Genomic DNA, 23,564 nt, shown 5'->3' on the forward strand with positions numbered 1-23,564 from the left:
AATTTATTGTGTTATTCCGTCTGTTCACTGACCTGCGCCGATTCGAAAGTCGCCATCTGGCACAGGAAATTGGCCGCGGCTTGCAACAACGGCAAAGCCAACGCCGCGCCGGTACCCTCGCCCAGCCGCAGATTTAGTTGCAGCAACGGTTTAACGCCAAGGTGGGTCAGCATGCGCGGGTGCCCGCCCTCATTGGAACAATGTGCAAACACACAATAGTCCAGCAGCGCCGGTTGCAGCCGCGCCGCCACCAGCAACGCGGAAGTGACGATGAAGCCGTCGATCAGCACTGTCATGCGGCGTTCAGCCGCTCCCAGCATCGCGCCAACCATCATCGCGATCTCGAAACCGCCGAAAGTGGCGAGCACGTCCAGCGGCTCCTGTACCTGTATGCCGGCGTGGAATGTGACCGCCTGCTCAATCACTTCGCGCTTGTGTTGAATGCCGTCAGGGGCCAGACCAGTGCCGGCGCCGACGCAATCGGCTACCGGGATGCCGCTCATCTTGTGCATCAGCGCAGCACCGGCAGTGGTGTTGCCGATGCCCATTTCACCGAAACCGACCACATTGCCGTCCAGCGCGGCCACCAGCGCACGGCCGTGCTGCATCGCTTTCATGCACTCGTCTGCGCTCATCGCCGCCTGCCGGGCGAAATTGTGCGTACCCAGCGCAACTTTACGGTCGATCAAGCCGTCACGCGGCCCGAAATCGTGATTCACGCCGGCGTCGACGATCTGCAATGCACAACCGTTCTGGCGCGCAAAGACGTTGATGGCAGCACCTTGCGTCAAAAAATTCTCCACCATCTGCCAGGTCACGCTTTGCGGATAGGCTGAAATATTTTCCGCAGTGACGCCGTGATCGGCGGCGAACACGATGATCGCCGGCTGGCGTATGGCCGGCTGCGTGGTCTGCTGAATCAGGCCCAGCTGTTTAGCCAGCGCTTCGAGCAGGCCCAGACTGCCGAGCGGCTTGGTCTTGTTGTTGATGGCTGCGTCCAACTGCGAAGACAGCGCGATATCGAAGGTGGAATTGATCTTGGCAAATGTTGACATGAGAATGATGGGTTGTTAGTGGTCCCGGTCGCGGCTGCGAAACGGGTTTGCTGGGTTTGCTGTTAGGTAATGCCGGCAGTTTTGTAGGTCGGGTTAGCGGCTTCATCGCGGAACCTACAAAACTGCCCCGACATTTGCGGCTGAGAATGTCGGGTTACGCTATCGCTAACCCGACCTACCGATTCCGGCTCGTTCTGCTTGGGAAGTGCATAACATCAGTTAAGTAATACCGGCAGGCTGCTAGTGTAGGCAAGCTGGGCAAGTGCGTCAAACTGCAAATACCGATGCGGCAATGCGTTATCCTTGCGCATTGAACCCTGCCCTGCCCCTGATCCCGACCAAACCCTTGCCATGAAAAACCCGACAGAATATTACAGTCAGCAATACGACGCGCGCGCGATGATTCCCGAGCATTCCCGCATCTTTACCCGCTGGGTTCGCGATTCGGCCCATGTACGACGCACCAAACTCGGCTTATACGACCTCCCTTATGGCGAGTCGGCCGGCGAACGGCTGGATTTTTTCCCGGCCACGCGGGGTGGCGCGCCGCTGCTGGTATTCATCCACGGCGGCTGGTGGCGTTCGCTGGACAAAGCGAACTTCTCCTTCATCGCCCCGCCCTATCTGGACGCTGGCTTGAATGTCGCGCTGCTGAATTACACGCTGGCGCCGCACGCTACTATCGAAGACATCACGCGCCAGCAGCTACGCGCACTGGCCTGGTTGTACCGGCGTGCCGAGCAATACGATTTCGACCCGCAGCGAATTGTAATTGTCGGCCATTCGGCCGGCGCGCATCTGGCGGCGATGATGATGGCGGCCATCTGGCCGGCATTCGACCCGGAACTGCCGGCAGACCTGATCAAGGGCGGCGTGCTGCTGTCCGGTGTCTATGATCTGGACCCGCTGCTGCACGCCGATTTCGTCAATGCAGATTTGCAACTGACTGCGCCGCGCGCCGCCCTGCTGTCGCCAGCCTGGCTGCCGCAAGCGCATCACACGCCTTTTCTGAGTGCGGTCGGCGACGGTGAGTCGGATGAATTCAAACGGCAAAACGCATTGATTGGCCAAACCTGGAAAGCCAGCCACCTCGGCAATATCGCGCTAGCCACCGAAAACCACCTGACCGTCTGCGATGCATTCGCGACGCACGGCCACCCGCTGTTCGAGGCGGTCGTGAAACTTGTGGCGGGGCTGAAAGCGCGTTGAAAGAGGTTCCGGGCGATTTGTAGAAAAAATTAAATACATGCCATTGTATTTTTACAATACGCAATTAAAATAAGCGGAAAGTGGCATGTTTTACTGCATACTCCACTAAAAATTGTGTAGTAGAGATTCCTGCCAAACATCACGGTGTGCAGTAGTCGCCGCTCTGTAATGCACATTCGATGAAGGTTGCAACCATACCCATACGTCCGATTGAAGGAATACCGAGGCGCAGATTAAATCGTCTCGTGAAATTAGGAGCGAATCCGCTGCTGCAATAGGGTTGGTCTCGATACCCCCGTGTTTGCCACTGGCAGCAGGCACGGCGTCAAGCCCGGTAGCGCAGCGCATCAACCAGCAAAGCAAAAGCCGGTGAGGATTGACGGCGGCTCGGGTAGTAGAGGTGATAGCCCGGAAAAGCCGGACACCATTCTTCGAGCACCCGCCTGAGATGTCCTTCGGCGATATGTTTCTGAGCCATATCCTCAGGTACGTAGGCCATGCCGAATCCGGCCAGTGCCGCCCTGAGGATCGGAGGACTGCTATTAAATACCAACCGGCCTTGAACGCGTACGTTCAGTTCATGGCCGTCTTTCTCGAATTCCCAAGCATAAAGGCCGCCATAGGTTGGCAGCCGCAGATTAATGCAGTCGTGTGCCGCCAAGTCCTGCGGCGCCTGGGGCGGCGGCTGCTTTGAAAAGTAGGTCGGAGACCCAACCACGGCCATGCGCAAGTCCGGCGCGATGCGCACCGCGATCATGTCCTTTGCCACCTGATCGCCGAGGCGTGCGCCGGCGTCGTAGCGCTCGGCGACGATGTCTATCAGACCATAGTTGACGGCGATCTCGACCTTAATGTCCGGATAGTGCGGCAGGAATTGGGCCAACTTGGGCCAGAGGACGGTGTTTGCTGCATGCTCCGCAGCCGTGATGCGTATGTTGCCTGCTGGCTTGTCCCTAAGTTCACTTAAGGCTGCCACCTCAGCCGCAATCTCGTCGAGGCGGGGCGCCACGGTTCTGAACAGGCGTTCGCCTGCCTCGGTGGGAGAAACGCTGCGCGTGGTCCTTGTCAGCAGGCGAAGCCCCAATCTTGCCTCCAGGCCACGGATGGTGTGGCTCAACGCCGACTGGGACACCCCAAGCTGCGCAGCCGCTCTGGTAAAGCTCCCCTCGCGCGCTACCGCGACGAAGGCAAGGAGATCGTTGAAATTTTCGCGCGCCATTCATGAATTCCACTCATAAGCCTATGCCGATTATATCGTCTTATCAAGGGCCGCCCGACGCGGTAAAGTACGCAGCCATGGGCACCCGCAAGCTCGCTCGTATGGAAGAGAACGTCGCTGCGGCCGATATCGAACTGACAGCCGACGACCTCCGTAAGATCGAGTCAGCATATTCAAAGATCACGGTGCAAGGAGCGCGGCTTTCGGAAGACCACATGAAGCTGATCGACCGCTGAGTTACGCCGACGAGGTCAACAGGTGTCAGCACCGGCACCCAATTCTAAACATCATCAATGAGGAAAAACTATGAATGTACTTGGTTACGCCGCACACTCGGCCACGGACGACCTGGCTCCCTTTCGCTTCGAGCGGCGGCAACAGCGTGCAACCGACGTGGTCATCGAAATCCTCTACTGTGGCGTATGTCACTCAGACCTGCATAACGCGCGAAATGACTGGGGTAACACGATGTATCCGGTTGTGCCCGGCCATGAAATCATTGGTCGCGTGATCAGTGTCGGGGCGGATGTGGGTCGCTTCAAACGTGGCGACCATGTCGGCGTCGGTTGCATGGTCGACTCCTGCCAGCACTGCGCGGCGTGCGCACGCGGGCTGGAACAGTATTGCGACGAGTCCCCGACACTCACCTATAACGGGGTTGATCGTCACGACCAGCTGCCGACTTTCGGCGGGTACTCCGAGAAGATCGTCGTGTCGGAAAAATTCGTGCTGAAGATTCCCGAAGGCCTGGATCTGGCGGCGGCCGCACCGCTGCTATGCGCGGGGATCACTACCTGGTCGCCGCTGCGCCGCTGGAAGGTGGGCGCGGGCAGCAAGGTCGCGGTCATCGGCTTGGGCGGGCTGGGCCATATGGCGCTGAAACTGGCGAAAGGCCTGGGCGCCGACGTCACGCTGTTCACCCGCTCGCCTGGGAAGGAGCAGGATGCGCGGCGCTTGGGCGCGAACAATATCGTGCTATCCACCGACCCACAACAAATGGCTGGGGTGAAGGGGCGGTTCGACCTGATCCTCGACACAGTGCCTTATGTTCACGATCTCAACCCGTATGTGCCGACACTGTCGCTGGATGGAACGCTGGTGCTGGTTGGGTACTTGGGTGAACTCGATCCCATGCTGAATTCCGCCCCGTTGGTGTTGGGGCGCAAATCGGTGGCGGGTTCGCTTATCGGCGGCATCGCCGAGACCCAGGAAATGCTCGATTTCTGCGGCAAGCACGGCATCACCTCAGACATCGAAGTGATCAAGATTCAGAACATCAACGCAGCGTATGAGCGCATGCAAAAGAGCGACGTGAAGTACCGCTTTGTAATCGATATGGCTTCACTAAAGGGCTGATGGCGACATCGGCCGGCGCGTAAGGAGAATTGAAAATGAATGCCGACAAGACTCTCAACGCCGCGCAACAGGCCTTCGGCGACGAGGTACTGTTCGGCGATGTGTGGGGAACGTCCGCAGCTCTCGAAACGAGATCGCAGTTTGGTCACTTGCGCGGCCTTGGTCGTCCGCGGAAAGGGCGAGCAGATGCGCTTTCATTTCCCGCGTGCTATCGAAAACGGGGTCACGAAGGAGGAGCTGATCACCCACTTGGCGTTCTATACCGGTTGGCCGCACGCGATGTCGGCCATTGTGCGAGCAAAAGAGCTGCTCGGCACCAAGCAACTTTAGCAATCAGGAGCAATACATGGAATACCGCAGACTGGGCCGCAGCGGCCTGAAAGTATCCCCGCTTTGCCTGGGAACGATGATGTTCGGCGACCAGACCGACGAGGACACGTCCCGGAGCATAGTCGACAAAGCAAGGGAGGCCGGCGTGAACTTCATCGACACGGCCGACGCATACAGCGGCGGCAAGTCGGAGGAGATCGTCGGCCGGGCGGTGAAGGCCGACCGGGATCGCTGGGTCATTGCCACCAAAGTCGGCTACCCGGTCGACTCCACGCTTCCAGGCGATCTCTCCCGCAAGTACCTGATGCGTGCCGCGGAGCAGAGCCTGCGGCGGCTCGGCACCGACTACATCGACCTCTATTACCTCCATCGCGACGATGCCACCACGCCGCTGGAAGAGACAGTGCGCGCGCTGGCCGACCTGATCCATCAAGGCAAGATCCGCTACTTCGGTGTTACGAACTTCCGCGCCGGGCGCCTGACAGAAGTGGTTCGTCTTTGCAAGGAGTTCGGCATCGACGCACCGGCGGCAAGCCAACCGCAATACAACGCGATGAACCGGATGCCCGAGCTCGAACTCCTTCCCGCATGCGAATTTTACGGTGTCGGCATCGTTCCCTACGGCCCCCTCGCCCGCGGTGTCCTCACCGGAAAGTACGCGAGTATCGACAAGCTACCCGAAGGCAGCCGCGCCGCACGCAACGACAGGCGCACCTTGCAGACGGAGCTGCGGCCGGAGTCCATCCGACTGGCGCAAGAGATCAAAGCGCATGCAGACGCGCGCGGCGGGAAGGTATCGCATTTCGCGCTCAACTGGGTGCTCAACAATGTTCTGGTGAATTCCGTCATCGCGGGGCCGCGTACCCTGGAGCAGTGGGACGATTACCTGGAAGCGTTGAACACCCCGTTCACGTCGGAAGACGAGGCGCTGGTCGACAGACTCGTGCCACCGGGACACCCGTCCACCCCAGGGTTCACCGATCCACAGTACCCGGTGACGGGCCGGGTCCCGCGTGCTGCCGCTTCCAACGGCTGAGTACCGGTCGGCGCCGTGGTGATGCTAACCGCACCTTCAACAGACGGCTTCGGCAGCCACGTTAGATTTTGGTCGAAGCCGGACTATCGGACTGCGCAGAGAAATCAAGCGCCGTGGCTGTCGATTCCGCGAGCTAATTCGGTGCCGAAAGCGCGTCCTCCGCCATAGGCGACCGCCCTTGCACTCATCCTACGAGGAGACCTCATGACAAACCGCGCACCCCTCCAGGCTGGCCTGCATGCCGGCATGCGGATTCGCACTGCACCCGTGCTTGCCATCATCCTCGTCAGCTACCTGATGATCGTGCTCGACATCTCGATCGTCATCACAGCGCTGCCGAAGATCCGGGGCGGTCTCAACTTCTCGGACACCGGGCTTTCCTGGGTGCAGAACGCCTATACGCTCGCCTTCGGCGGCTTGCTCTTGCTCAGCGCGCGCGCCGGCGACATCCTGGGCCGCCGCCGCCTGTTTGTCGTTGGACTGGCGCTATTCACTGCCGCATCGCTCGCTATCGGTCTGGCACAGTCATCTTCCTGGCTGATTTGCGCCCGCGCGGTTCAAGGTGTCGGCGCTGCGATCCTGGCTCCTTCGTCGCTGGCCTTGCTATCGACGAATTTTCGTGATGGGCCCGAACGCACGCGCGCGGTCGCCTATTACGCCGCCACCGCCGGTGTCGGCGCCAGCATCGGCCTTGTACTCGGCGGCGTCCTCGCGGACTGGCTCTCATGGCGCGCCGGGTTCTTCATCAACGTGCCGATCGGGATCGCCTTGGTGCTCGCCACGAAGCGCTATATCGCCGAGACAGAGCGGCATTCCGGCGCGTTCGACCTTGCAGGCGCACTCAGCTCGACCGTGGGCATGACCTCGCTCGTCTACGGCATCGTCCGCTCGGCGACTGCCGGCTGGAGTGATGGCGTCACGGTCGTGACGCTCGCAGCGGGCGTCATACTGCTTGTCCTGTTCGCTTTCATCGAATCGCGGGCACGGCAGCCGATCATGCCGCTGCGCCTGTTCGCGAGCCGCGAGCGCACTGCCGCCTACGCAGCCCGCCTCCTCTTTCTTGGCGCCATGGTCGGCTTCTGGTTCTTCACGACCCAGTTCCTCCAGGGTGTGCTCGGTTACCGCCCTTCCGAGGCTGGGTTGGCCTTCTTGCCGACGACCCTCCCCAACTTCGCGGCCGCCATCGCCACCCCGATGCTGACGAAGCGGATGGGCAACGGACGCGTGCTCGCAACAGGGCTCACACTTGCGCTGATCGGAATGGCCTGGCTCAGCCGCGTCTCGGTCGACACGGCCTACCTCACTGGCGTCGCACTGCCGATGATCTTGATCGGCATCGGCCAAGGCCTTTCGCTCGGCCCGCTGACCGTCGCAGGCGTCGCGGGGGTCGCCGCCAAAGACGCCGGTGCTGCCTCCGGGCTCGTGAATGTCGCTCACCAGCTCGGCGGATCACTCGGATTCGGCGTGCTCGTGGTCGTATTCACGGCCGCCGGCAGCGGCAGGCTCGACGTCGGGGAGATACTCGCGCATCAAGTTGCGGCCGCGCTCACCGCCGGCACGGCAATGATGGCCATCGCCCTTGCAATTGTTTTTGCCTTGATCACCCAGCCCCGAAGGGCCGGGAAAACCAGTCACTAAATCAAAGAATCGAAATGAAACTGCTGACTGCGGCTGCCATGTCGCTTGCACGTTCGCCCAAACATACGAAGTATGAGCGGCCTCGGTATCAGGTAGTCACCCGACCGTTACCAATGAAAAAACGATCACTCTCGTACCTCTGGCGCCTACGTTACGTTTGAGTTACGTTTGAACCAGGTGCCCGTTCCGCATGGCATACCTACCCTCTTGGGCCAGACTCTGATCGTGACTGCCGACTCCGGCCGAATACAGCGCTGAGGCGGCGTAGGTCTGGGAGTGTCGATTGCGCGCGAGGCCGCGCGCCAATGCGGCGGCACGGTACATTTGCGCAATGCCGATGAAGGCGGCTTGATTGCCGGCATTGCCATTTCCCGTTGAGTACTCACACTAAGTTTCTTTGTATCAACTTTGTTACAAAAAGGAAATATTGCCGATACATTGGTTTGAGATAATTGGAATATTCTGCAGCTAGACCGTATTTACGCTGCAGTCTTTAAACACAACCAGGGGATTGTTATGAGTGCTATCGGCAGCGTGGGCGGTGGATCAGGAGTAATGCAACGTTTTGATACATCCAGCATGGTGAAGAATCTGTTCGCCAAAGTGGATACGAAAAACCAGGGTTATATCGACAAGGCGGGACTGCAATCTGCGTTTGATCAGATATCGGCGGATGCCACATCGAGCAGCACCAGCAAGACCAGCAACAACGTCGATGCAATTTTCAAGCAGCTCGATGGTGATAGCGACGGCAAAATCACTGAACAGGAGATGACCGATGGCGTGGCCAAACTCGCCAATGCACTCGACAGCCAATTCAACCAGTCCCGCATGAGTGGCACAGGCAGCGCTCGCAAAGGCGGCGAGGATACCGGCTTCACACAGGAACAACTGACCAGCATGGCCAAGGAAATCGGCACCAGCGACAGCAAGCGCTCCGATCTTATGACCAGCATTGCCAACAATTTCGACAAGGCCGATACCAATAGCGATGGCAAGGTTAACGGCGCAGAGGCCATGTCCTTCGACAAAGCCAGCAAGACAGCCGCTGCTGCAAACAACACCAGCGACGCCAGCACCGCAATCGAAAGCAACTCCGGCGTGCAATCGGCACGAGGAGCGCCACCGCCATCCGCCTCTAGCGGCGGGTCCGACAGCAGCGCCAGTTCTGGTTCTGCAAGCACGATCTACGATGCGGCCGACACCAATCAGGATGGCACGGTCAGCATGATGGAATTGCTGGCATCGCTGCAAGCCGATAGCAGCACCGACAGCACATCCGCCACCGACACGGAGGACAGCAATGCCGCAGTCAAGAAGATGGTGATGCAGTTGTTAGAAGCGTACGGAAAATCTGAGCAGGATTCGACCCAATCGCGGACTAACGGGGTTTCGGTAACGGCTTGATGTCCGGCACCCAACGGGGCCGGACGCGGCAAGAACCGGCTACAGCACTAAGAAGAAAAGCGCCGCCACCATCGTTGGCAATAGTGCGCCCAGCAACAAGCCGCCAGCCCCGATTGACGCATCGTTGAAGCCGCTACGCAGCAATGCCACGCCGGCAGGGTTGGGGGCGTTTGCAATTACGGTGAGACCGCCGCCAGCCACCGCGCCGGCAACCAGCATGTACTTGGCTTGATCGGACATGCCCTCGATCAATGAACCCAGATAAGTCAGCGCCGCATTATCGGTAATGGCGGTCAATCCCAGTGCGCCAAAGAACAGCGCAGTCGGTTCAAGGCTGGAGACAATCGGCTGAAGCCACCACTGTTGCATCCCTCCCAGAACCACCAAACCGGCAAGAAAGAAACCGACCAGCAGGCCCTCTTTCAGGATCAGCGGGTTTTGATATTGTGCGTAGGCTTGGGTGAATCCCATGAAGAAAAGAAAAAGCCCGATGAACACCACCGGATGATGCGCAAAGATGACAACGGCTGCCAAGAACAACAGATGAATGGCACGTACCAGCCATGGCACTGCAAGTTCCGTATCTGCAGCGTGATCCTGTTTTGCGTTGGCGACATGGCTGCGTAACAAAAAGGTAACGACGGTCGCGTTGATAATGACCGCGAGGCAGGCTTTCCAGCCAAAATGGGTTGCCATGAAAAGGCTATCCCATTGCCAGGTGGCAGCCACCATCAGTACCGGCGGCGCGGCAAACGAAGTTAAGGTGCCGCCGATGGATATGTTCACGAACAGCACGCCGAGAGCGCCGTATTTCAGCCACTCCGGAATCCCTTGCCGGAAAACCTGCGGCGCCAAAATCAGCGCAGCCAGCGTCATGGCGGCAGGCTCCGTAATCAGCGAACCGATCAGCGGCACCAGCGCGAGTCCAAGCCAGACACTGGCGACAGCAGAATTCACCGGAACCAGCGCCGCGATCGCGGCCACCAGGCCCTTCACCGTTTCCAAAACCGGCCGCGACGCCGCCACTACCATGACGACGAACACGAACATGGGTTCCGTATATTGGCGCGATTCCGCATACTCGATAGCCTCGGTTCCGCCCACGGCCAGCGCCATGATGACAAGCAGAATAAAAGCCCAGAATCCGAAAACTACTTCGATTTCGCCCAGCAGATGAAACAAGCCGGCATGTTTGGAATGACGATCGGCAAGGCGTTCGAAGTATTTTGCGGCAAAGGTATGAACCAACGCGATAGCGAAAATAACGGCCGCAATAATATTGATGTTGTCCATTTTTCTCTTGGTAGTGTTTAGTTGGTTTTTCATTATGGCGCAATATCGGCGTTGCGACGCTGGACCACAATGCGCAAAAGCAACCCCTTCCCGCCGGGCTAGACGGCAAACAAGCGGGATTTTGATTTCACGCAAGTCCAGGGCAGTGATGTGCGTGAGAATGAGAAAGTAATTCCTATCTCAGTAGTTTCAATCTCGACCTGCAAACCGGTTTCCGTGTTCAGGAGCAAACCATGTTTCCACAGGAGCAGGTTGTTGCCTTTGACGCCGGCACTGCGTTGCGCCGAACATGGGGCATGGCGACCGCAAATAGCCTCAATAGCCTCCTGCATGCATTTATCGCGTTACTGTTGACCACATGCTCCTTGCTGGCCACTGCCGCCCCCGCGCCGTTAACGCTGCTGACGATCGATGGTGCAATCGGCCCGGCCAGTGCCGACTACGTGGTACGCGGCATCGCGCGCGCCGCCAAGGACGGCAGCCAACTCGTGATACTGCAGATGGATACGCCGGGCGGGCTCGATACTTCGATGCGCGCCATCATCAAGGCGATCCTGACGTCGCCGGTGCCGGTCGCCAGTTATGTCGCACCGAGCGGCGCGCGGGCGGCCAGCGCCGGGACTTACATCTTGTATGCCAGCCATATCGCGGCCATGGCGCCGGGCACGAATCTGGGAGCGGCTACGCCGGTGCAAATCGGCGGCAATCCGATGGAACCGAAGCCTGAAAAGCCCGTGCTGGGCAAGAAACCGGCTGACGCCGACGCCGACGCCGACGCCACAGACAATCCAAACACATCGCCAATGGAGCGCAAACAAGTCAACGACGCCGCTGCGTATATCCGCGGGCTGGCGCAAATGCGGGGCCGCAATGTCGAGTGGGCCGAGCGCGCGGTGCGCGAGGCGGTGAGCCTGCCGGCGCAAGAAGCATTGGAGTTGCATGTCATCGACATCATCGCCGCCGACCTTCCCGCACTGGCTAAACAGCTTGACGGCAAGAAAGTGAATGTAGCTGGGCAAGACAAGCTGCTGCAAACCAGGGGCGCGCTTATCAATGATGCCAAGCCAGACTGGCGCGCGAATCTGCTCGCCGTCATCACCAACCCCAGCATCGCGCTGCTGCTGATGACTATTGGAATTTACGGGATCATCTTTGAATTCACCAATCCCGGCCTCGCCTTTCCTGGCGTGGTTGGCGCCATCTGCCTGCTGCTTGCGCTGTATGCATTGCAACTCTTGCCGGTCAACTATGCAGGACTGGCGTTGATCCTGCTCGGCATGGCGTTCATGGTGGCTGAAGCATTCCTGCCCAGTTTCGGCGCGCTCGGACTGGGCGGCATTGCCGCATTCGTGGCCGGCGCACTGATCCTGATCGACACCGAGCTGCCCGGCTACGGCATCCCGCTCGCACTGATCGCCGCCATTGCGGTAGTTAGCGCGCTGCTGCTTGCAGCCATGGTCGGCATCGTGTTGAAAACGCGCCGGCGTGCTGTTGTGAGCGGTCCCGGCGATTTGATCGGCAGCGTCGCGGAGGTGGTGAAAGCGACACAGCGCGAAGGCTGGGTGCAATTGCGTGGCGAAACCTGGCATGTGGTCAGCAATACGCCGCTGCAACCCGCGCAGAAGGTGCGGGTCGTGGCGCGCAATGGATTGGTGCTGGAGGTTGTCCCCGTCGGCAATAACGAAAAAGGAGAATAACCATGTTTTTCAATGTCGGATTCGGATTCGGATTTGTTGGTCTCGCCATTCTGGTCCTTGCGCTGCTCGCTGCCTCGATTCGCGTGCTGCGCGAATACGAGCGCGGCGTGGTGTTCCAGTTGGGCCGATTCTGGGCGGTAAAAGGACCGGGATTGATAATCCTGATCCCGGTGATTCAACAGATGGTGCGGGTCGATCTGCGCACTGTCGTGCACGACGTGCCGACGCAGGACGTGATCTCGCGCGATAACGTCTCGGTGAAAGTCAACGCAGTGCTGTACTTTCGCGTGATCGATCCCGAGAAAGCCATCATTCAGGTCGTCAATTTCTTCGAAGCGACCAGTCAACTGGCGCAAACCACGCTGCGCTCGGTGCTGGGCAAGCATGAACTCGACGACATGCTGGCCGAACGCGAACGTTTGAACATGGATATCCAGCAAGTGCTCGACGCCCAGACCGACGGATGGGGTATCAAGGTCTCGAATGTTGAAATCAAGCATCTCGATCTCGACGAGACGATGGTGCGGGCCATCGCCCGACAGGCCGAAGCCGAGCGCGAGCGGCGTGCCAAGGTCATTCACGCCGAGGGCGAGTTGCAGGCATCGGAAAAATTGATGCAGGCGGCCCAAGTGTTGGCGCAGCAGCCAGGAGCTATGCAATTGCGCTACATGCAAACGCTGGCCAACATCGCCGGCGACAAATCATCGACCATCGTGTTCCCACTACCGATTGAGCTGCTTACCGGCATGGCTGAGTTGCGCTCGAATCGAAAGGAATGACGGCGAAGCATATTTCGACGCGCAAGCACCAGTGCTGGCCGGCAGGAACGGAATAACAACCTGGTCCACAGAAAGCACGCACATTTTCTAGAGCGTGCAGCGCAATCTCATTACTCAATGCATGAATCACTGTATCGATACAAGGTATTGATGTATTTTGTGTCTTTCGTGGAAAAATCACAGTTTCCAGAATGAATCGGTTGCCAGTGCCTGGACCGATTTGCGCTGGATCAAACGAATATTGGGACGCGTCAGTAGCCTTGGCGCATCTGATGCGGCGCGTTGCTGCGTGCTGCGTGCAACCGCACCCTCGAATACCACCGACCAACACTTCCTGAAGGAAACCAGCATGCGAAAAATATTGATACCCTGCGACGGTTCGGACAATGCATTACGGGCGGTGCGTTATGCCGCCTCTGTAGCGACCAGGCGCTCCGATGTGCAACTGGAGCTGCTGTATGTGCAGGATGCTGTACCGCTAAAATTGCATGCGTCGCTATCCTTGCAGGAAATCGAGCATATGCAAACCGACGAGAGCAACCGCGTTCTGCAACCAGCCAAACAGATCCTCGACGACGAAGGCGTGCCATACCAGCTCCGCTGGTGCGCAGGCGCAGGCTCATCCGCCCACCAAATTGCGCGGCACGTACACGAAACCCAGTGCGACGCAATCATCATGGGCACCCGTGGATTGAGTCCGGTGGCCAACGTGATGGTCGGTTCGGTCGCCGCCAAGGTCATCCATCTGGTTGAAGTCCCGGTGACTCTGATCAAGTAGGGGCACGGCATGCCGTGCCCCTACGTAGATTATTTAAATTTATTAATTCTGGAATCCCATGCTAATCATCACCATCAAACAAGGCAAAGAAAAAAGCCTGCTGGAAAATCACCAACCGTGGATTTATGCGTCTGCGGTTGAGCGCGTCGATGGCAAACCCGAAGAAAAGATGAAATCGGGCGCGACGGCGCTGGTGCGATCCTCTTCCGGGCAATTTCTGGCGCGCGCCGCCTGGAGCCCGAAGTCGCAAATTCGCGCCCGTATCTGGAGTTTCGATCAAAACGAAGCTGTTGACCATGCGCTGATCAAGCGTCGCGTCAAGACAGCCATCGCCGCACGCAACGTCGCCGCCAATGGTAAAAAAGCAGCGCCAAGTCATATGATTCACCTCATTCTGGGCGAAGACGACGGTTTGCCTGGGCTGGTAGTTGACTGGTTTGGCGGCCAGCAAGGTTATTTGGTGTGCCAGTTTCAGGCCGCTGGCGTGGATGCCTGGAAGATACCCATCGTGCAATCCCTGATCGCCGAAACCGGCTGCCCGAATGTGTACGAACGCGCCGATGCATTGGTACGCAAGGGCGAAGGTTTGCCGCTCACATACGGCATATTGGCCGGCGACGAACCACCGGACGAAATGCTGTTCACCGAGAATGGCATGCGTTATGCGCTTAATATCAAGACTGGCGAAAAGAGCAATTTCAAGTAGATCAGACTTACGCAAAATACGACTACTTACTTAGGTAGACCTCGTAGTGCAGGCCTTCGTGCCTGCGCCCTGCAACCCAATGCAGGCACGGAGGCCTGCACTACTGGGTATTGCGTAAATCCTATATATAAACGAAAAAGCCGAGCAAACGCTCGGCTTTTTCATCAGGTCTGCACTATTTAAGAGTGCGCAAAAACGTACTTCTTTATAAATTTTAGAACTGGTCTTCAGTCAAAGCTAGCACGCCGGCGCTACCATCAATGATCGCAGTGCGCAGCCCGGGAGCTTGCGACAGGATGTGATCCGCAAAGAAACGCGCAGTGCCAATTTTCGCTTGGTAAAACTGTGCATCGCCAGCACCAGCGTCCAGTTTTTGCTGTGCAATCACGGCAGCCCGCGCCATCTGCCAGCCGCCCAGGACAATCCCCGCCAGTTTCAGGTACAACACGCTGCCTGAGAAAACCGCCTTGATGTCCGTCTTCATGTTGGCAGCAACGTAGTCCACCACGGCTTCCAGCGCAATGCTACCTGCGGACAACTGGCGCAAAATTGCCTTAAAGTCAGCACCATGTGAACTTTCGCCCAATTCGGCCAGGTGTGCTTCGGTCGCACGTACCCGGGCGATGATGCCCCGCGCTGTTGCACCACCGTCACGCACAGTCTTGCGGCCGATCAGATCGTTGGCTTGAATCGCCGTCGTGCCTTCGTAAATGGTCAGAATCTTGGAATCGCGGTAATGCTGGGCAGCGCCAGTTTCTTCGATGAAACCCATCCCGCCATGCACTTGCACGCCATCGCGCGTTACGTCTTGCGACATTTCGGTGGACCAACCCTTGATGATTGGCACCAAGTATTCATACACCGCCAGATTTGCGGCGCGAGTCGCTGCGTCCGGATGGTGGTGGGCAATGTCGCTGATGCCCGCGCCAACGTAAGCCAGCGCACGCGCTGCTTCGGTCTGTGCGCGCATCGACATCAACATGCGGCGCACATCCGGATGATGAATAATCGATACCGGGCCGGCAGAACCGGTCAAGTCACGCGATTGCTGCCGATCTTTCGCAAACGCTACCGCTTGCTGGTAGGACCGTTCAGCCAAACCGATACCTTGCATGCCTACGCCAAAACGGGCTGCGTTCATCATGATGAACATGTATTCAAGGCCGCGATTTTCTTCGCCGACCAAGGTGCCAATCGCGCCGTCATTGTCGCCAAATTGCAATACTGCTGTCGGGCTACCCTTGATACCGAGCTTGTGTTCGATAGAGACGCAATGCGCATCGTTGCGCGCACCGAGCGAACCGTCAGCATTGACCAGGAACTTCGGCACGATGAATAGTGAAATGCCTTTCACGCCCGCTGGTGCATCCGGGGTACGCGCCAGCACCAGATGGATGATGTTCTCAGCCATGTCGTGCTCACCGTAGGTGATGAAAATCTTGGTGCCGAATACTTTGTAAGTGCCATCGTCTTGCGGTACGGCGCGTGTGCGCACTGCCGCCAGATCGGAGCCGGCTTGCGGCTCGGTCAGGTTCATGGTGCCGGTCCATTTGCCGGAAATGAGCGGTTCAAGGTAAGTAGCTTTTTGCGCATCGCTGCCGGCGATCAGCAACGCTTCAATCGCGCCATCGGATAACAAGGCAACCAGCGCGAACGAGACGCTGGCCGAATTGAGCATTTCGATGCATGGCGTCGCGACCAGCTTCGGCAAGCCCTGGCCACCGAATTCGGCCGGATGCTGCACGCCCTGCCAGCCAGCTTCGGCAAAGGATTTGAATGCTTCCTTGAAGCCTTTGGCGGTCGTCACATTACCGTCGTGCCAGGTGCTTGGCTCCTTGTCGCTCGGCCAGTTCAGCGGCGCGACTACGTTGCCGCAAAATTTCGCATTTTCTTCCAGCACGGCTTCCACCGTGTCCGGAGTCGCGTCTTCGCAACCTGGCAAGGCGTTCACTGCGTGCATGCCTGCCAGTTCATTCATGACGAACAGCATGTCTTTCAGGGGGGCTGTATAACTCATCTTTTATTCTCCAGAGATACAAGCCACGGAACCCAGCACTTTCCATGCTGGACTTGCGTAGCTTGCAAAGTTCAATCTACATTATTGGACAAACCTGCTTAGTCCGGTTTTTAGCCAAGTTCTGTCATCAGTTGCGGCACGATGTCAAACAGATCGCCCACGATGCCGTAGTCGGCAATCGAGAAAATCGGCGCTTCAGGATCTTTGTTGATCGCGACGATGGTCTTCGAGTCTTTCATCCCGGCCAACAAGCGGCTTCTTCCTGGCCTTCATGATATTTGGCAGCGTCTCCTGGCACGGCTCGTTTAGGCGCATTCAGCCGCATTCAGCCGCAAACTTGCTTTTCTCAATTGCTGCTGCAGACTCCCGCAGCGCTGCCGCCAGGCTTGATCCGACCTTGACCAGCGCCTCGCCGTCGATCACGACTTGGCCTTTGACGGTGCAGGTGGTTTCCAGCACCACGCGCTTTTTCTCCAGGATGATTTCCTTGACGGTCACCGTCGCATGCACGGTGTCGCCGGGTTTGACCGGGGCCCGGAAATTCAAGCTTTGGCTCATGTAGATTGCTCCAGGGCCAGGCAGTTTATTAGCAACCGCCGCCGAAATGACGCTGGCCGTCAACATCCCATGCGCAATACGCCCGGCAAATGACGTAGTTTCCGCATATTCCTGATTAATATGAAGCGCATTGTTGTCGCCGGAAACGCCGGCAAACAAAACAATGTCCGCCTCGGTAATGGTTTTGGAAAATGTCGCGTTCATGCCGATCGAGAAATCCTCGATGTCGTAGCCGCCCAAGATGTTCATCTGCGTTCCTCTGCTAACTTTCGATTATTGGTTTTTGCCGTCTAATCCGGCGCAGGATGGCGACAATCCAAACGGATGCCACCCGCCACGCCGTCAGGTCATGCCAGTGCGTCTGCCATTGCTATTTGTTCCTTAATCTGCTCGCGCAGGCGGAATTTTTGCAGCTTGCCGGTCGATGTCTTTGGAATCGTGCCAAACACTACGGATTTTGGCACCTTGAAATGGGCCAGATGTTCGCGGCAGAAACTGCGAATTTCATCTTCCGTTGCGCTGGCGTCTGGCTTGAGCTGAATAAAAGCACACGCCACCTCGCCCCACTTCGGGTCTGCCTTGGCCACTACCGCTGCCACTTCCACTGCCGGATGCCGGTACAGCACGTCTTCGACTTCGATCGACGAGATGTTCTCGCCGCCGGAGATGATCACGTCCTTCGAGCGATCCTTGATGCGGACATAACCGTCAGGATCGACCACCGCCAGATCGCCGGTATGGAACCAGCCGCCGGCAAACGCTTCTTCGGTGGCGGCCGGATTCTTCAGGTAGCCCTTCATAGTGATGTTGCCACGAAACATGATTTCGCCGATGGTCTGGCCATCCTGCGGCACTGGCGCCATTGTGATCGGATCGAGTACCGTCATCGCTTCCTGCATCGGTGTGGCAACCCCCTGGCGGGCGTTCAAGCGGGCGCGCTCGGACAACGGCAGTTCAGCCCAGCTTTCATGCTTAGCACAGACCGAGGCAGGGCCGTAAGTTTCGGTCAATCCATAGACATGGGTAATGTCAAAACCGAGGCGTTCCATCCCTTCGATGGTGGACGCTGGCGGCGCCGAGCCGGCGATGAAGCCGCTGACCTGGTGCGTGATGCCTTCGCCCAGCGCTGGCGGGATATTGATCATCATGTTGTAGACGATCGGCGCGGCGCACATGTGGGTGACGCGATGGGTGCGGATAGCATCGAAAATCAGCGCGGAATCGACCCGACGCAGGCAGACATTGGTACCGGCATTGGCCGCCATGGTCCACGGGAAACACCAGCCGTTGCAGTGGAACATAGGCAATGTCCACAGATAAACCGCATGTTGCGGCATGCCCCAGGAGACGATATTCGAGATCGCATTCAGATAGGCACCGCGGTGGTGGTACACCACACCCTTCGGATTGCCGGTGGTGCCCGACGTGTAGTTCAACGTGATCGCATCCCACTCATCAGCCGGCAGCTCCCAGGCAAAATCGGGATCGCCTTCCAGCAGCAATGCTTCGTATTCGATCTGTCCCAGCAACCCGCCGCCTTTATACAGGTCGTCGTCGATGTCAATCACCAGCGGTGGGTTTTCCATCAGCGCGAGCGCATGCGCAATCGTGCCGCTGAACTCGCGGTCGGTAAGCAAGACTTTCGCTTCGCTGTGCCCCAACTGGAATGCAATTGCTTCGGCATCAAGCCGGATATTGAGCGTATTGAGCACCGCGCCGATCATCGGCACCCCGAAACTGGCTTCGTAAGTTGCCGGAATGTTGGGTGCCATTACCGCCACCGTATCGCCGGCGACTATGCCGCGCCGCTGCAGCGCACTGGCCAGGCGGCGGCAACGGGTATACGTTTCGGCCCAGCTGATGCGCCGCTGGCCGTGGATCAGCGCAATCCGCTCGGGATAGACAGCGGCCGCTTTCGCCAGAAAGCTTAATGGTGAAAGCGCGGCAAAGTTGGCAGGTGTCTTTTCCAGGCCGACGCTGTACGGACTAGCAGATTTGGTTGGCAGCATGATGAATGTCTTTCTTAAAAATAGATTACGGTTATTGCTGGTGACGGCTGGTGATACGGTCGTCGGTCGTCGATCGACCAGCGCTTATTTTTTCGCTGCAGTTCCGAGCGGGATCACCTGCAGATCCTTGGCCGGGCGTACTAGCGGACCTTTGCGGATGAAGCCAAACGGTTTGCCGAGCGGCAGCAGCGTGCGGCCAAAATAGCTGTTCAGGAATACCGCCCCTGCGCAGTAAAAGCCGAGCAGTGAAATCGCCAGTTCAGAATAGGCGGCAAGCATGCCGAAGAAAGGTGCGTTGATGCCGAAGATACTCAGCGCCAGCGATGGCAGCAGAATATTAATCATCACCAGAATCGCGGCAAATACCTTGTTCGCTTCGAATGCGGCAACCATGATGAACAGCGAGAAAATGAAATAGCCGATACACGCCACCCCGAGTTGCCTTGGGTCTGCCTTGTCGCCAACCGCACCCAGCCAGCCCAGACTGATTGCCCAGTGCATCGCGACCGCGATCCAGAACAAGCCATAGGCACCGAGCACAATCGCGCCGAAATAGTTATTCTTTTTAAAGTCGATGCTGGAAGCCCATACCTGTGCGATCGAACCGAGAAACAGCGCCCACGGGATCAGATACACGGTGCCACTGGTCCAGCCCATTTTTGAAGAAGCCGCCACGAAAGTGACCATTGCCAAGCCAAATACGCCAAGTGCGGTCGGGTCGGACATGATGATTTTGGTTTCGGTAACCGGAGTCTGGGGTGTAGTTTGCATGAAGTTTTTCCTGAAGTTGATAATCGGTAGAGTCGGACCGGCAGTACACAAACTTGCGCCGTCAGGAACAGCGATGGCTTGCTTTTGAGGCCTAGATACAAGGGCAGAATTATAATTGCCACGTCGCAAACCAGTGTTTTAAATGCCAAGCTATTTGCGTTGGGTCAATACTTATAAACACGGCCTCACCCTTACAATACCCTTGACCCACCACTCAGCCCCATCCATGCCCGGAATTTTAGGAGTTACATCTTGCTAACCCCCCATTTCATCGCTCCCGCCCACTTTGACGATCCTGCTGCTGCACTGGACCAGGTGCATGCCATTTATGAACGCAGCATCAGCCACCTGCGCGAATCCCTGCAGCGTTTCGTCAGTGGCGAAAATCCTTCAGAGCATGTGCGCGCCTGTTATCCCTTTGTGCGGGTCCATACCGATACCGTGGTACGGGCCGATTCGCGCCTGTCTTACGGCTTTGTGGCGGGCGCCGGCACCTTCGAGACCACGCTCACGCGACCGGATTTGTTCTCGAACTACTATCTGGAACAATTTCGCCTGCTGCTGAAAAACCACGGGCGCAACCAGCAGGTGCAACTGGAAGTGGGCACCAGCACGCAGCCGATTCCGGTGCACTTTTCGTTTGCCGAGCACGACCATATCGAAGGCAGCATGAGCGCCGAGCGACGTTTGTCGATGCGCGACATGTTCGACCTGCCCGATCTGGCCGCGATGGACGATGGCATTGCCAACGGCACCTACGAAGCGCCCCCGGGAGAGGCTCGACCGTTATCGTTGTTCACTGCCCCTCGGGTGGACTATTCGCTGCAACGGCTGCGCCACTACACCGGCACCGCGCCCGAATATTTCCAGAATTTTGTACTGTTTACCAACTACCAGTTCTACATCGACGAGTTCGTGCGACTGGCGCACGAAATCATGAACCGTGCTCCCGATCCTTTGGCCCCGGCGGACGACGACACTTACATCGCCTTTGTCGAGCCGGGCAATGTGATCACGCGAAGAGTGGGACAAAGCGTACAACTGGGGGATGAACTAGGTGCAGCGCCACCACGTCTGCCGCAAATGCCAGGCTTTCACCTGATCCGCGCCGACGGCAGCGGCATCACGATGGTCAACATCGGGGTTGGGCCGGCCAATGCCAAAACCATCACCGACCATATCGCCGTATTGCGTCCGCATGCCTGGCTGATGCTCGGCCACTGCGCTGGCCTGCGCAACACCCAGCAATTGGGCGACTATGTATTGGCGCACGGTTATGTGCGCGAAGACCACGTGCTGGATGAAGATTTACCGCTGTGGGTACCGATTCCACCACTGGCAGAAGTGCAAGTGGCAATCGAAGCAGCGGTGGCTGAAATCACCCAGCTCACCGGTTATGACCTGAAACGCGTGATGCGCACCGGCACCGTAGCCAGCACCGACAATCGCAACTGGGAACTACTGCCGCAGCGCACGCCTGAGCGCCGTTTCAGCCAGAGCCGCGCCATTGCGCTGGATATGGAAAGCGCCACCATCGCTGCCAATGGATTTCGTTTTCGCGTGCCCTACGGCACCTTGCTGTGCGTAAGCGACAAACCGCTGCACGGCGAAATCAAGCTGCCCGGCATGGCTAACCAGTTCTATCGCGACCGGATCGATCAACATTTGCGCATCGGCATCCGTGCGTTAGAGTTGTTACGCAAGCAAGGCGTGGACAAGCTGCACAGTCGCAAACTGCGCAGCTTTGCTGAAGTGGCATTTCAGTAAAATAATTGTTTATCAGGAGTGCAGGCCGTAAAGGGATACGGAAGTTGAGATTATTGCCACGATAGTTGAGACTGACTCGCCCCGGATTTACTGTGAGCACTGCATCAGAACTGTGACCTTCAATCAGCTCGCCACATGATGTTAATGTGCCAATTTAAGGCGGCTATAACTCAGAGCTATTTCAGACAATGCCGGCGACTAAGCCTAATTTTGTGGGCGCTGACGTGAATTTGACCTAATCCTCGGAATTCCTTTACACCTAGACATACTCGCGTGCCGAGCAAATGATTGGCCTTGTCGGAATGTCAGACATTGGATATGAAGCGGCCGTTGGGGATTGCGACGCGGATGGCGGTTCAAGACTGAAACCAGCCATTCGAGATTCATGCACGACCGACAGCATTGCAGAGGAAGCTGCCGTTCGCACAACAATGTCGGCGTGCGAGCAGCATAATGTTATATCAACCTTCTGAGCGGTTTTGGATGTTGTAGAGTAGCGTTCTCAGGCTTAAGGTATTTAAAATACTGCAGTATTTCGTATCGATTAGATAATAATAGGGGTGGATAATGCCAAATTTTAGGGATTACAGATATGATGGATTTTTGGGGGAAGTTAATCGAACAAAGCGTCTTTATCATATATTAATATTTACTCCATTTGGCCTTGGACTTCTCCTCTATTTCATGCCTGCTACGATATATTTTTTCCTCTCTCGTACGCTAGGAATTGGCGAAAATATATTCTTTCCAGTTTCTTTAGGATTTTTTGCGATTTCGATTTCCGTTTGGTTACTTCGCTATCTGCAATATGGAGTAGGACTGCCATCTCTGCCGAAATTATCGGATTATAGTAGTGCGCCCATTTCTGATCATGAAAAATTAGTCACTAAGTCCCAATCCGACCTCATTGCTGAACCTGATTTGGCTGTGTCTACAATTGCCAAAGCATCCGTTATGATCGGTCAAGCAAAACTCGATGGGGCGAGAAACACTGAAGTACGTATTCTTCCATTGAGCACGAAGGCAAATATTAGTAGTGCTGAAGCCTCAATGTCCGAGCCACGAAAGAGACTATGTATGGAGGTGGGAAAGCTGGGCTTTCGCAACAATGTGAATTTAGTTTTTGGAGTGATTACAGCAGCAAGCGGCTTGTGGTTATTGTCTCATCCAGTTTTTAATGCTCCGATAGAACTAGAAAATCTTGCAAAATTCGCGGCTACTTATTTGCCCAGACTGACTTTAGTTATTTTCATTGAAATTTTTGCCTATTTCTTTCTAGGACTCTATAAAAAGGGGCTTTCTGAAATAAAATATTTTCAGAATGAGATTACCAATTTAGAAGCAAAAGAAATTGCATTAGATGCTGCTTTGAATACAAAAAATGACAAATTGATCTCAGAGGTCATTGGAAAAATATCTGAGACTGAACGAAATCATATACTCAACAAGGGGCAAACCACGGTCGAAATAGAAATAGCCAAAAATGAGCGTGCGGCTATAACTCAATCTGTAAAGAGCCTTGCAGCAATCGTTAAAACATTAACTGGCAAAGACGTTGATAAGATCTAGAAATTTATGATATGCACCTCGAATCACCAGGCGCCTCGTAGAACTGTAATGGCTATTTAAAACAATCAGAGAGTGCGCCGGGCGAATGACCGCTTTCGCTGCAGTGCAGTCATTCAAGGAATCACCCTGACCGGCTGATTTGGGTCGAATACAGCTGGTCAGGGCCTTTACATAATGCTTAACGGTCTTTTACTTTCATCCACTGCAATAATTTTAGTTACCAAAAATTCATCCATCATCGACTAATTGAGTTTCACCAGTTAATACTATAAAAGTGAGCGCTCCCGAAAATTTCATCTTTCGTGGCTAAGGCCGAAAATATCTCATCTTCTACGTCAAATCGACTCATCTTCTTTGGCAAAATCCCTGT

Annotated in this window: 21 protein-coding genes and 2 pseudogenes; 14 read left to right on the forward strand and 9 right to left on the reverse strand. The window is 56.6% G+C overall.

The window, feature by feature from the left end; translation table 11 throughout:
* Window positions 1-11: 11 nt before the first annotated feature.
* Window positions 12-1,055: a nicotinate-nucleotide--dimethylbenzimidazole phosphoribosyltransferase gene (cobT, locus tag KGFNPO_RS09095; protein ID WP_472630987.1), complete on the reverse strand. Its 1,044-nt coding sequence runs from the start codon at window positions 1,053-1,055 to the stop codon at window positions 12-14.
* 351 nt (window positions 1,056-1,406) lie between these two features.
* Between cobT and KGFNPO_RS09100 the strand changes: the two genes are divergently transcribed.
* Window positions 1,407-2,264, forward strand: a complete 858-nt coding sequence (locus KGFNPO_RS09100; protein ID WP_472630988.1) for an alpha/beta hydrolase — start codon at window positions 1,407-1,409, stop codon at window positions 2,262-2,264.
* A gap of 325 nt (window positions 2,265-2,589) precedes the next feature.
* Here KGFNPO_RS09100 and KGFNPO_RS09105 read toward each other — a convergent pair whose 3' ends face one another.
* Entirely contained in the window at window positions 2,590-3,483 is an 894-nt protein-coding gene (locus tag KGFNPO_RS09105) for a LysR family transcriptional regulator (RefSeq protein WP_472630989.1), read from the reverse strand.
* A 2-nt stretch (window positions 3,484-3,485) separates the two neighbouring features.
* Here KGFNPO_RS09105 and KGFNPO_RS09110 point away from each other — a divergent pair, with 2 nt between their 5' ends.
* From KGFNPO_RS09110 to KGFNPO_RS09140, 7 genes and pseudogenes are all read left to right on the forward strand, one after another.
* A complete protein-coding gene (locus KGFNPO_RS09110) occupies window positions 3,486-3,719 on the forward strand; it encodes a hypothetical protein (RefSeq protein WP_472630990.1) in 234 nt (77 codons plus the stop codon).
* A gap of 70 nt (window positions 3,720-3,789) precedes the next feature.
* A complete protein-coding gene (locus KGFNPO_RS09115; RefSeq protein WP_472630991.1) occupies window positions 3,790-4,839 on the forward strand; it encodes an NAD(P)-dependent alcohol dehydrogenase in 1,050 nt (349 codons plus the stop codon).
* Between the two features lie 99 nt (window positions 4,840-4,938).
* The gene (locus KGFNPO_RS09120) at window positions 4,939-5,169 is read left to right on the forward strand and encodes a carboxymuconolactone decarboxylase family protein (protein ID WP_472634436.1); all 231 of its coding nucleotides are present in this window, start codon (window positions 4,939-4,941) and stop codon (window positions 5,167-5,169) included.
* 16 nt (window positions 5,170-5,185) lie between these two features.
* Complete coding sequence (locus tag KGFNPO_RS09125; RefSeq protein ID WP_472630992.1) at window positions 5,186-6,205, forward strand: aldo/keto reductase; 1,020 nt, start codon at window positions 5,186-5,188, stop codon at window positions 6,203-6,205.
* A 246-nt stretch (window positions 6,206-6,451) separates the two neighbouring features.
* Window positions 6,452-7,843 (forward strand): MFS transporter, encoded by a 1,392-nt coding sequence (locus tag KGFNPO_RS09130; protein ID WP_472634437.1) that lies wholly within the window; start codon window positions 6,452-6,454, stop codon window positions 7,841-7,843.
* A 161-nt stretch (window positions 7,844-8,004) separates the two neighbouring features.
* Window positions 8,005-8,098, forward strand: a pseudogene (locus KGFNPO_RS09135) ((R)-mandelonitrile lyase); the annotation flags it as partial.
* A 300-nt stretch (window positions 8,099-8,398) separates the two neighbouring features.
* Window positions 8,399-9,250, forward strand: coding sequence for an EF-hand domain-containing protein (locus KGFNPO_RS09140; RefSeq protein ID WP_472630993.1), 852 nt, complete (start codon window positions 8,399-8,401; stop codon window positions 9,248-9,250).
* Window positions 9,251-9,289: 39 nt separating this feature from the next.
* Here the strand turns inward: KGFNPO_RS09140 and KGFNPO_RS09145 are convergent, their stop codons facing one another.
* The gene (locus tag KGFNPO_RS09145) at window positions 9,290-10,543 is read right to left on the reverse strand and encodes a putative Na+/H+ antiporter (RefSeq protein ID WP_472630994.1); all 1,254 of its coding nucleotides are present in this window, start codon (window positions 10,541-10,543) and stop codon (window positions 9,290-9,292) included.
* 233 nt (window positions 10,544-10,776) lie between these two features.
* Here KGFNPO_RS09145 and KGFNPO_RS09150 point away from each other — a divergent pair, with 233 nt between their 5' ends.
* Both KGFNPO_RS09150 and KGFNPO_RS09155 read left to right on the forward strand, forming a co-directional pair.
* Window positions 10,777-12,240, forward strand: a complete 1,464-nt coding sequence (locus tag KGFNPO_RS09150; RefSeq protein ID WP_472630995.1) for an NfeD family protein — start codon at window positions 10,777-10,779, stop codon at window positions 12,238-12,240.
* A 2-nt stretch (window positions 12,241-12,242) separates the two neighbouring features.
* Complete coding sequence (locus KGFNPO_RS09155; RefSeq protein ID WP_472630996.1) at window positions 12,243-13,019, forward strand: slipin family protein; 777 nt, start codon at window positions 12,243-12,245, stop codon at window positions 13,017-13,019.
* Between the two features lie 177 nt (window positions 13,020-13,196).
* Here the strand turns inward: KGFNPO_RS09155 and KGFNPO_RS09160 are convergent, their stop codons facing one another.
* On the reverse strand, window positions 13,197-13,370 hold the full coding sequence (locus KGFNPO_RS09160; protein ID WP_472630997.1) for a hypothetical protein: 174 nt from the start codon (window positions 13,368-13,370) through the stop codon (window positions 13,197-13,199).
* Between KGFNPO_RS09160 and KGFNPO_RS09165 the strand changes: the two genes are divergently transcribed.
* A complete protein-coding gene (locus KGFNPO_RS09165; protein ID WP_472630998.1) occupies window positions 13,369-13,797 on the forward strand; it encodes a universal stress protein in 429 nt (142 codons plus the stop codon). The genes KGFNPO_RS09160 and KGFNPO_RS09165 overlap by 2 nt on opposite strands.
* 58 nt (window positions 13,798-13,855) lie before the next feature.
* Window positions 13,856-14,503, forward strand: coding sequence for an SAM-dependent methyltransferase (locus tag KGFNPO_RS09170; protein ID WP_472630999.1), 648 nt, complete (start codon window positions 13,856-13,858; stop codon window positions 14,501-14,503).
* 214 nt (window positions 14,504-14,717) lie between these two features.
* Here the strand turns inward: KGFNPO_RS09170 and KGFNPO_RS09175 are convergent, their stop codons facing one another.
* From KGFNPO_RS09175 to KGFNPO_RS09195, 5 genes and pseudogenes are all read right to left on the reverse strand, one after another.
* Entirely contained in the window at window positions 14,718-16,520 is a 1,803-nt protein-coding gene (locus KGFNPO_RS09175) for an acyl-CoA dehydrogenase (protein WP_472631000.1), read from the reverse strand.
* Window positions 16,521-16,630: 110 nt separating this feature from the next.
* A pseudogene (locus tag KGFNPO_RS09180) lies at window positions 16,631-16,783 on the reverse strand (electron transfer flavoprotein subunit alpha/FixB family protein); the annotation flags it as partial.
* Between the two features lie 52 nt (window positions 16,784-16,835).
* Window positions 16,836-17,327, reverse strand: coding sequence for a MaoC family dehydratase (locus KGFNPO_RS09185; RefSeq protein WP_472631001.1), 492 nt, complete (start codon window positions 17,325-17,327; stop codon window positions 16,836-16,838).
* Window positions 17,328-17,425: 98 nt separating this feature from the next.
* Window positions 17,426-19,087, reverse strand: a complete 1,662-nt coding sequence (locus KGFNPO_RS09190; RefSeq protein WP_472631002.1) for an acyl-CoA synthetase — start codon at window positions 19,085-19,087, stop codon at window positions 17,426-17,428.
* 84 nt (window positions 19,088-19,171) lie between these two features.
* Window positions 19,172-19,858 carry an acetate uptake transporter gene (locus KGFNPO_RS09195; RefSeq protein WP_472631003.1) on the reverse strand — a complete coding sequence of 229 codons (687 nt, stop codon included), beginning with the start codon at window positions 19,856-19,858 and terminating at the stop codon, window positions 19,172-19,174.
* 249 nt (window positions 19,859-20,107) lie between these two features.
* Between KGFNPO_RS09195 and KGFNPO_RS09200 the strand changes: the two genes are divergently transcribed.
* Both KGFNPO_RS09200 and KGFNPO_RS09205 read left to right on the forward strand, forming a co-directional pair.
* Complete coding sequence (locus tag KGFNPO_RS09200) at window positions 20,108-21,625, forward strand: AMP nucleosidase (RefSeq protein WP_472634438.1); 1,518 nt, start codon at window positions 20,108-20,110, stop codon at window positions 21,623-21,625.
* Window positions 21,626-22,192: 567 nt separating this feature from the next.
* Window positions 22,193-23,194 carry a hypothetical protein gene (locus tag KGFNPO_RS09205; protein ID WP_472631004.1) on the forward strand — a complete coding sequence of 334 codons (1,002 nt, stop codon included), beginning with the start codon at window positions 22,193-22,195 and terminating at the stop codon, window positions 23,192-23,194.
* Window positions 23,195-23,564 lie beyond the last annotated feature (370 nt).

Source organism: Gelidimonas diazotrophica, assembly GCF_055694025.1.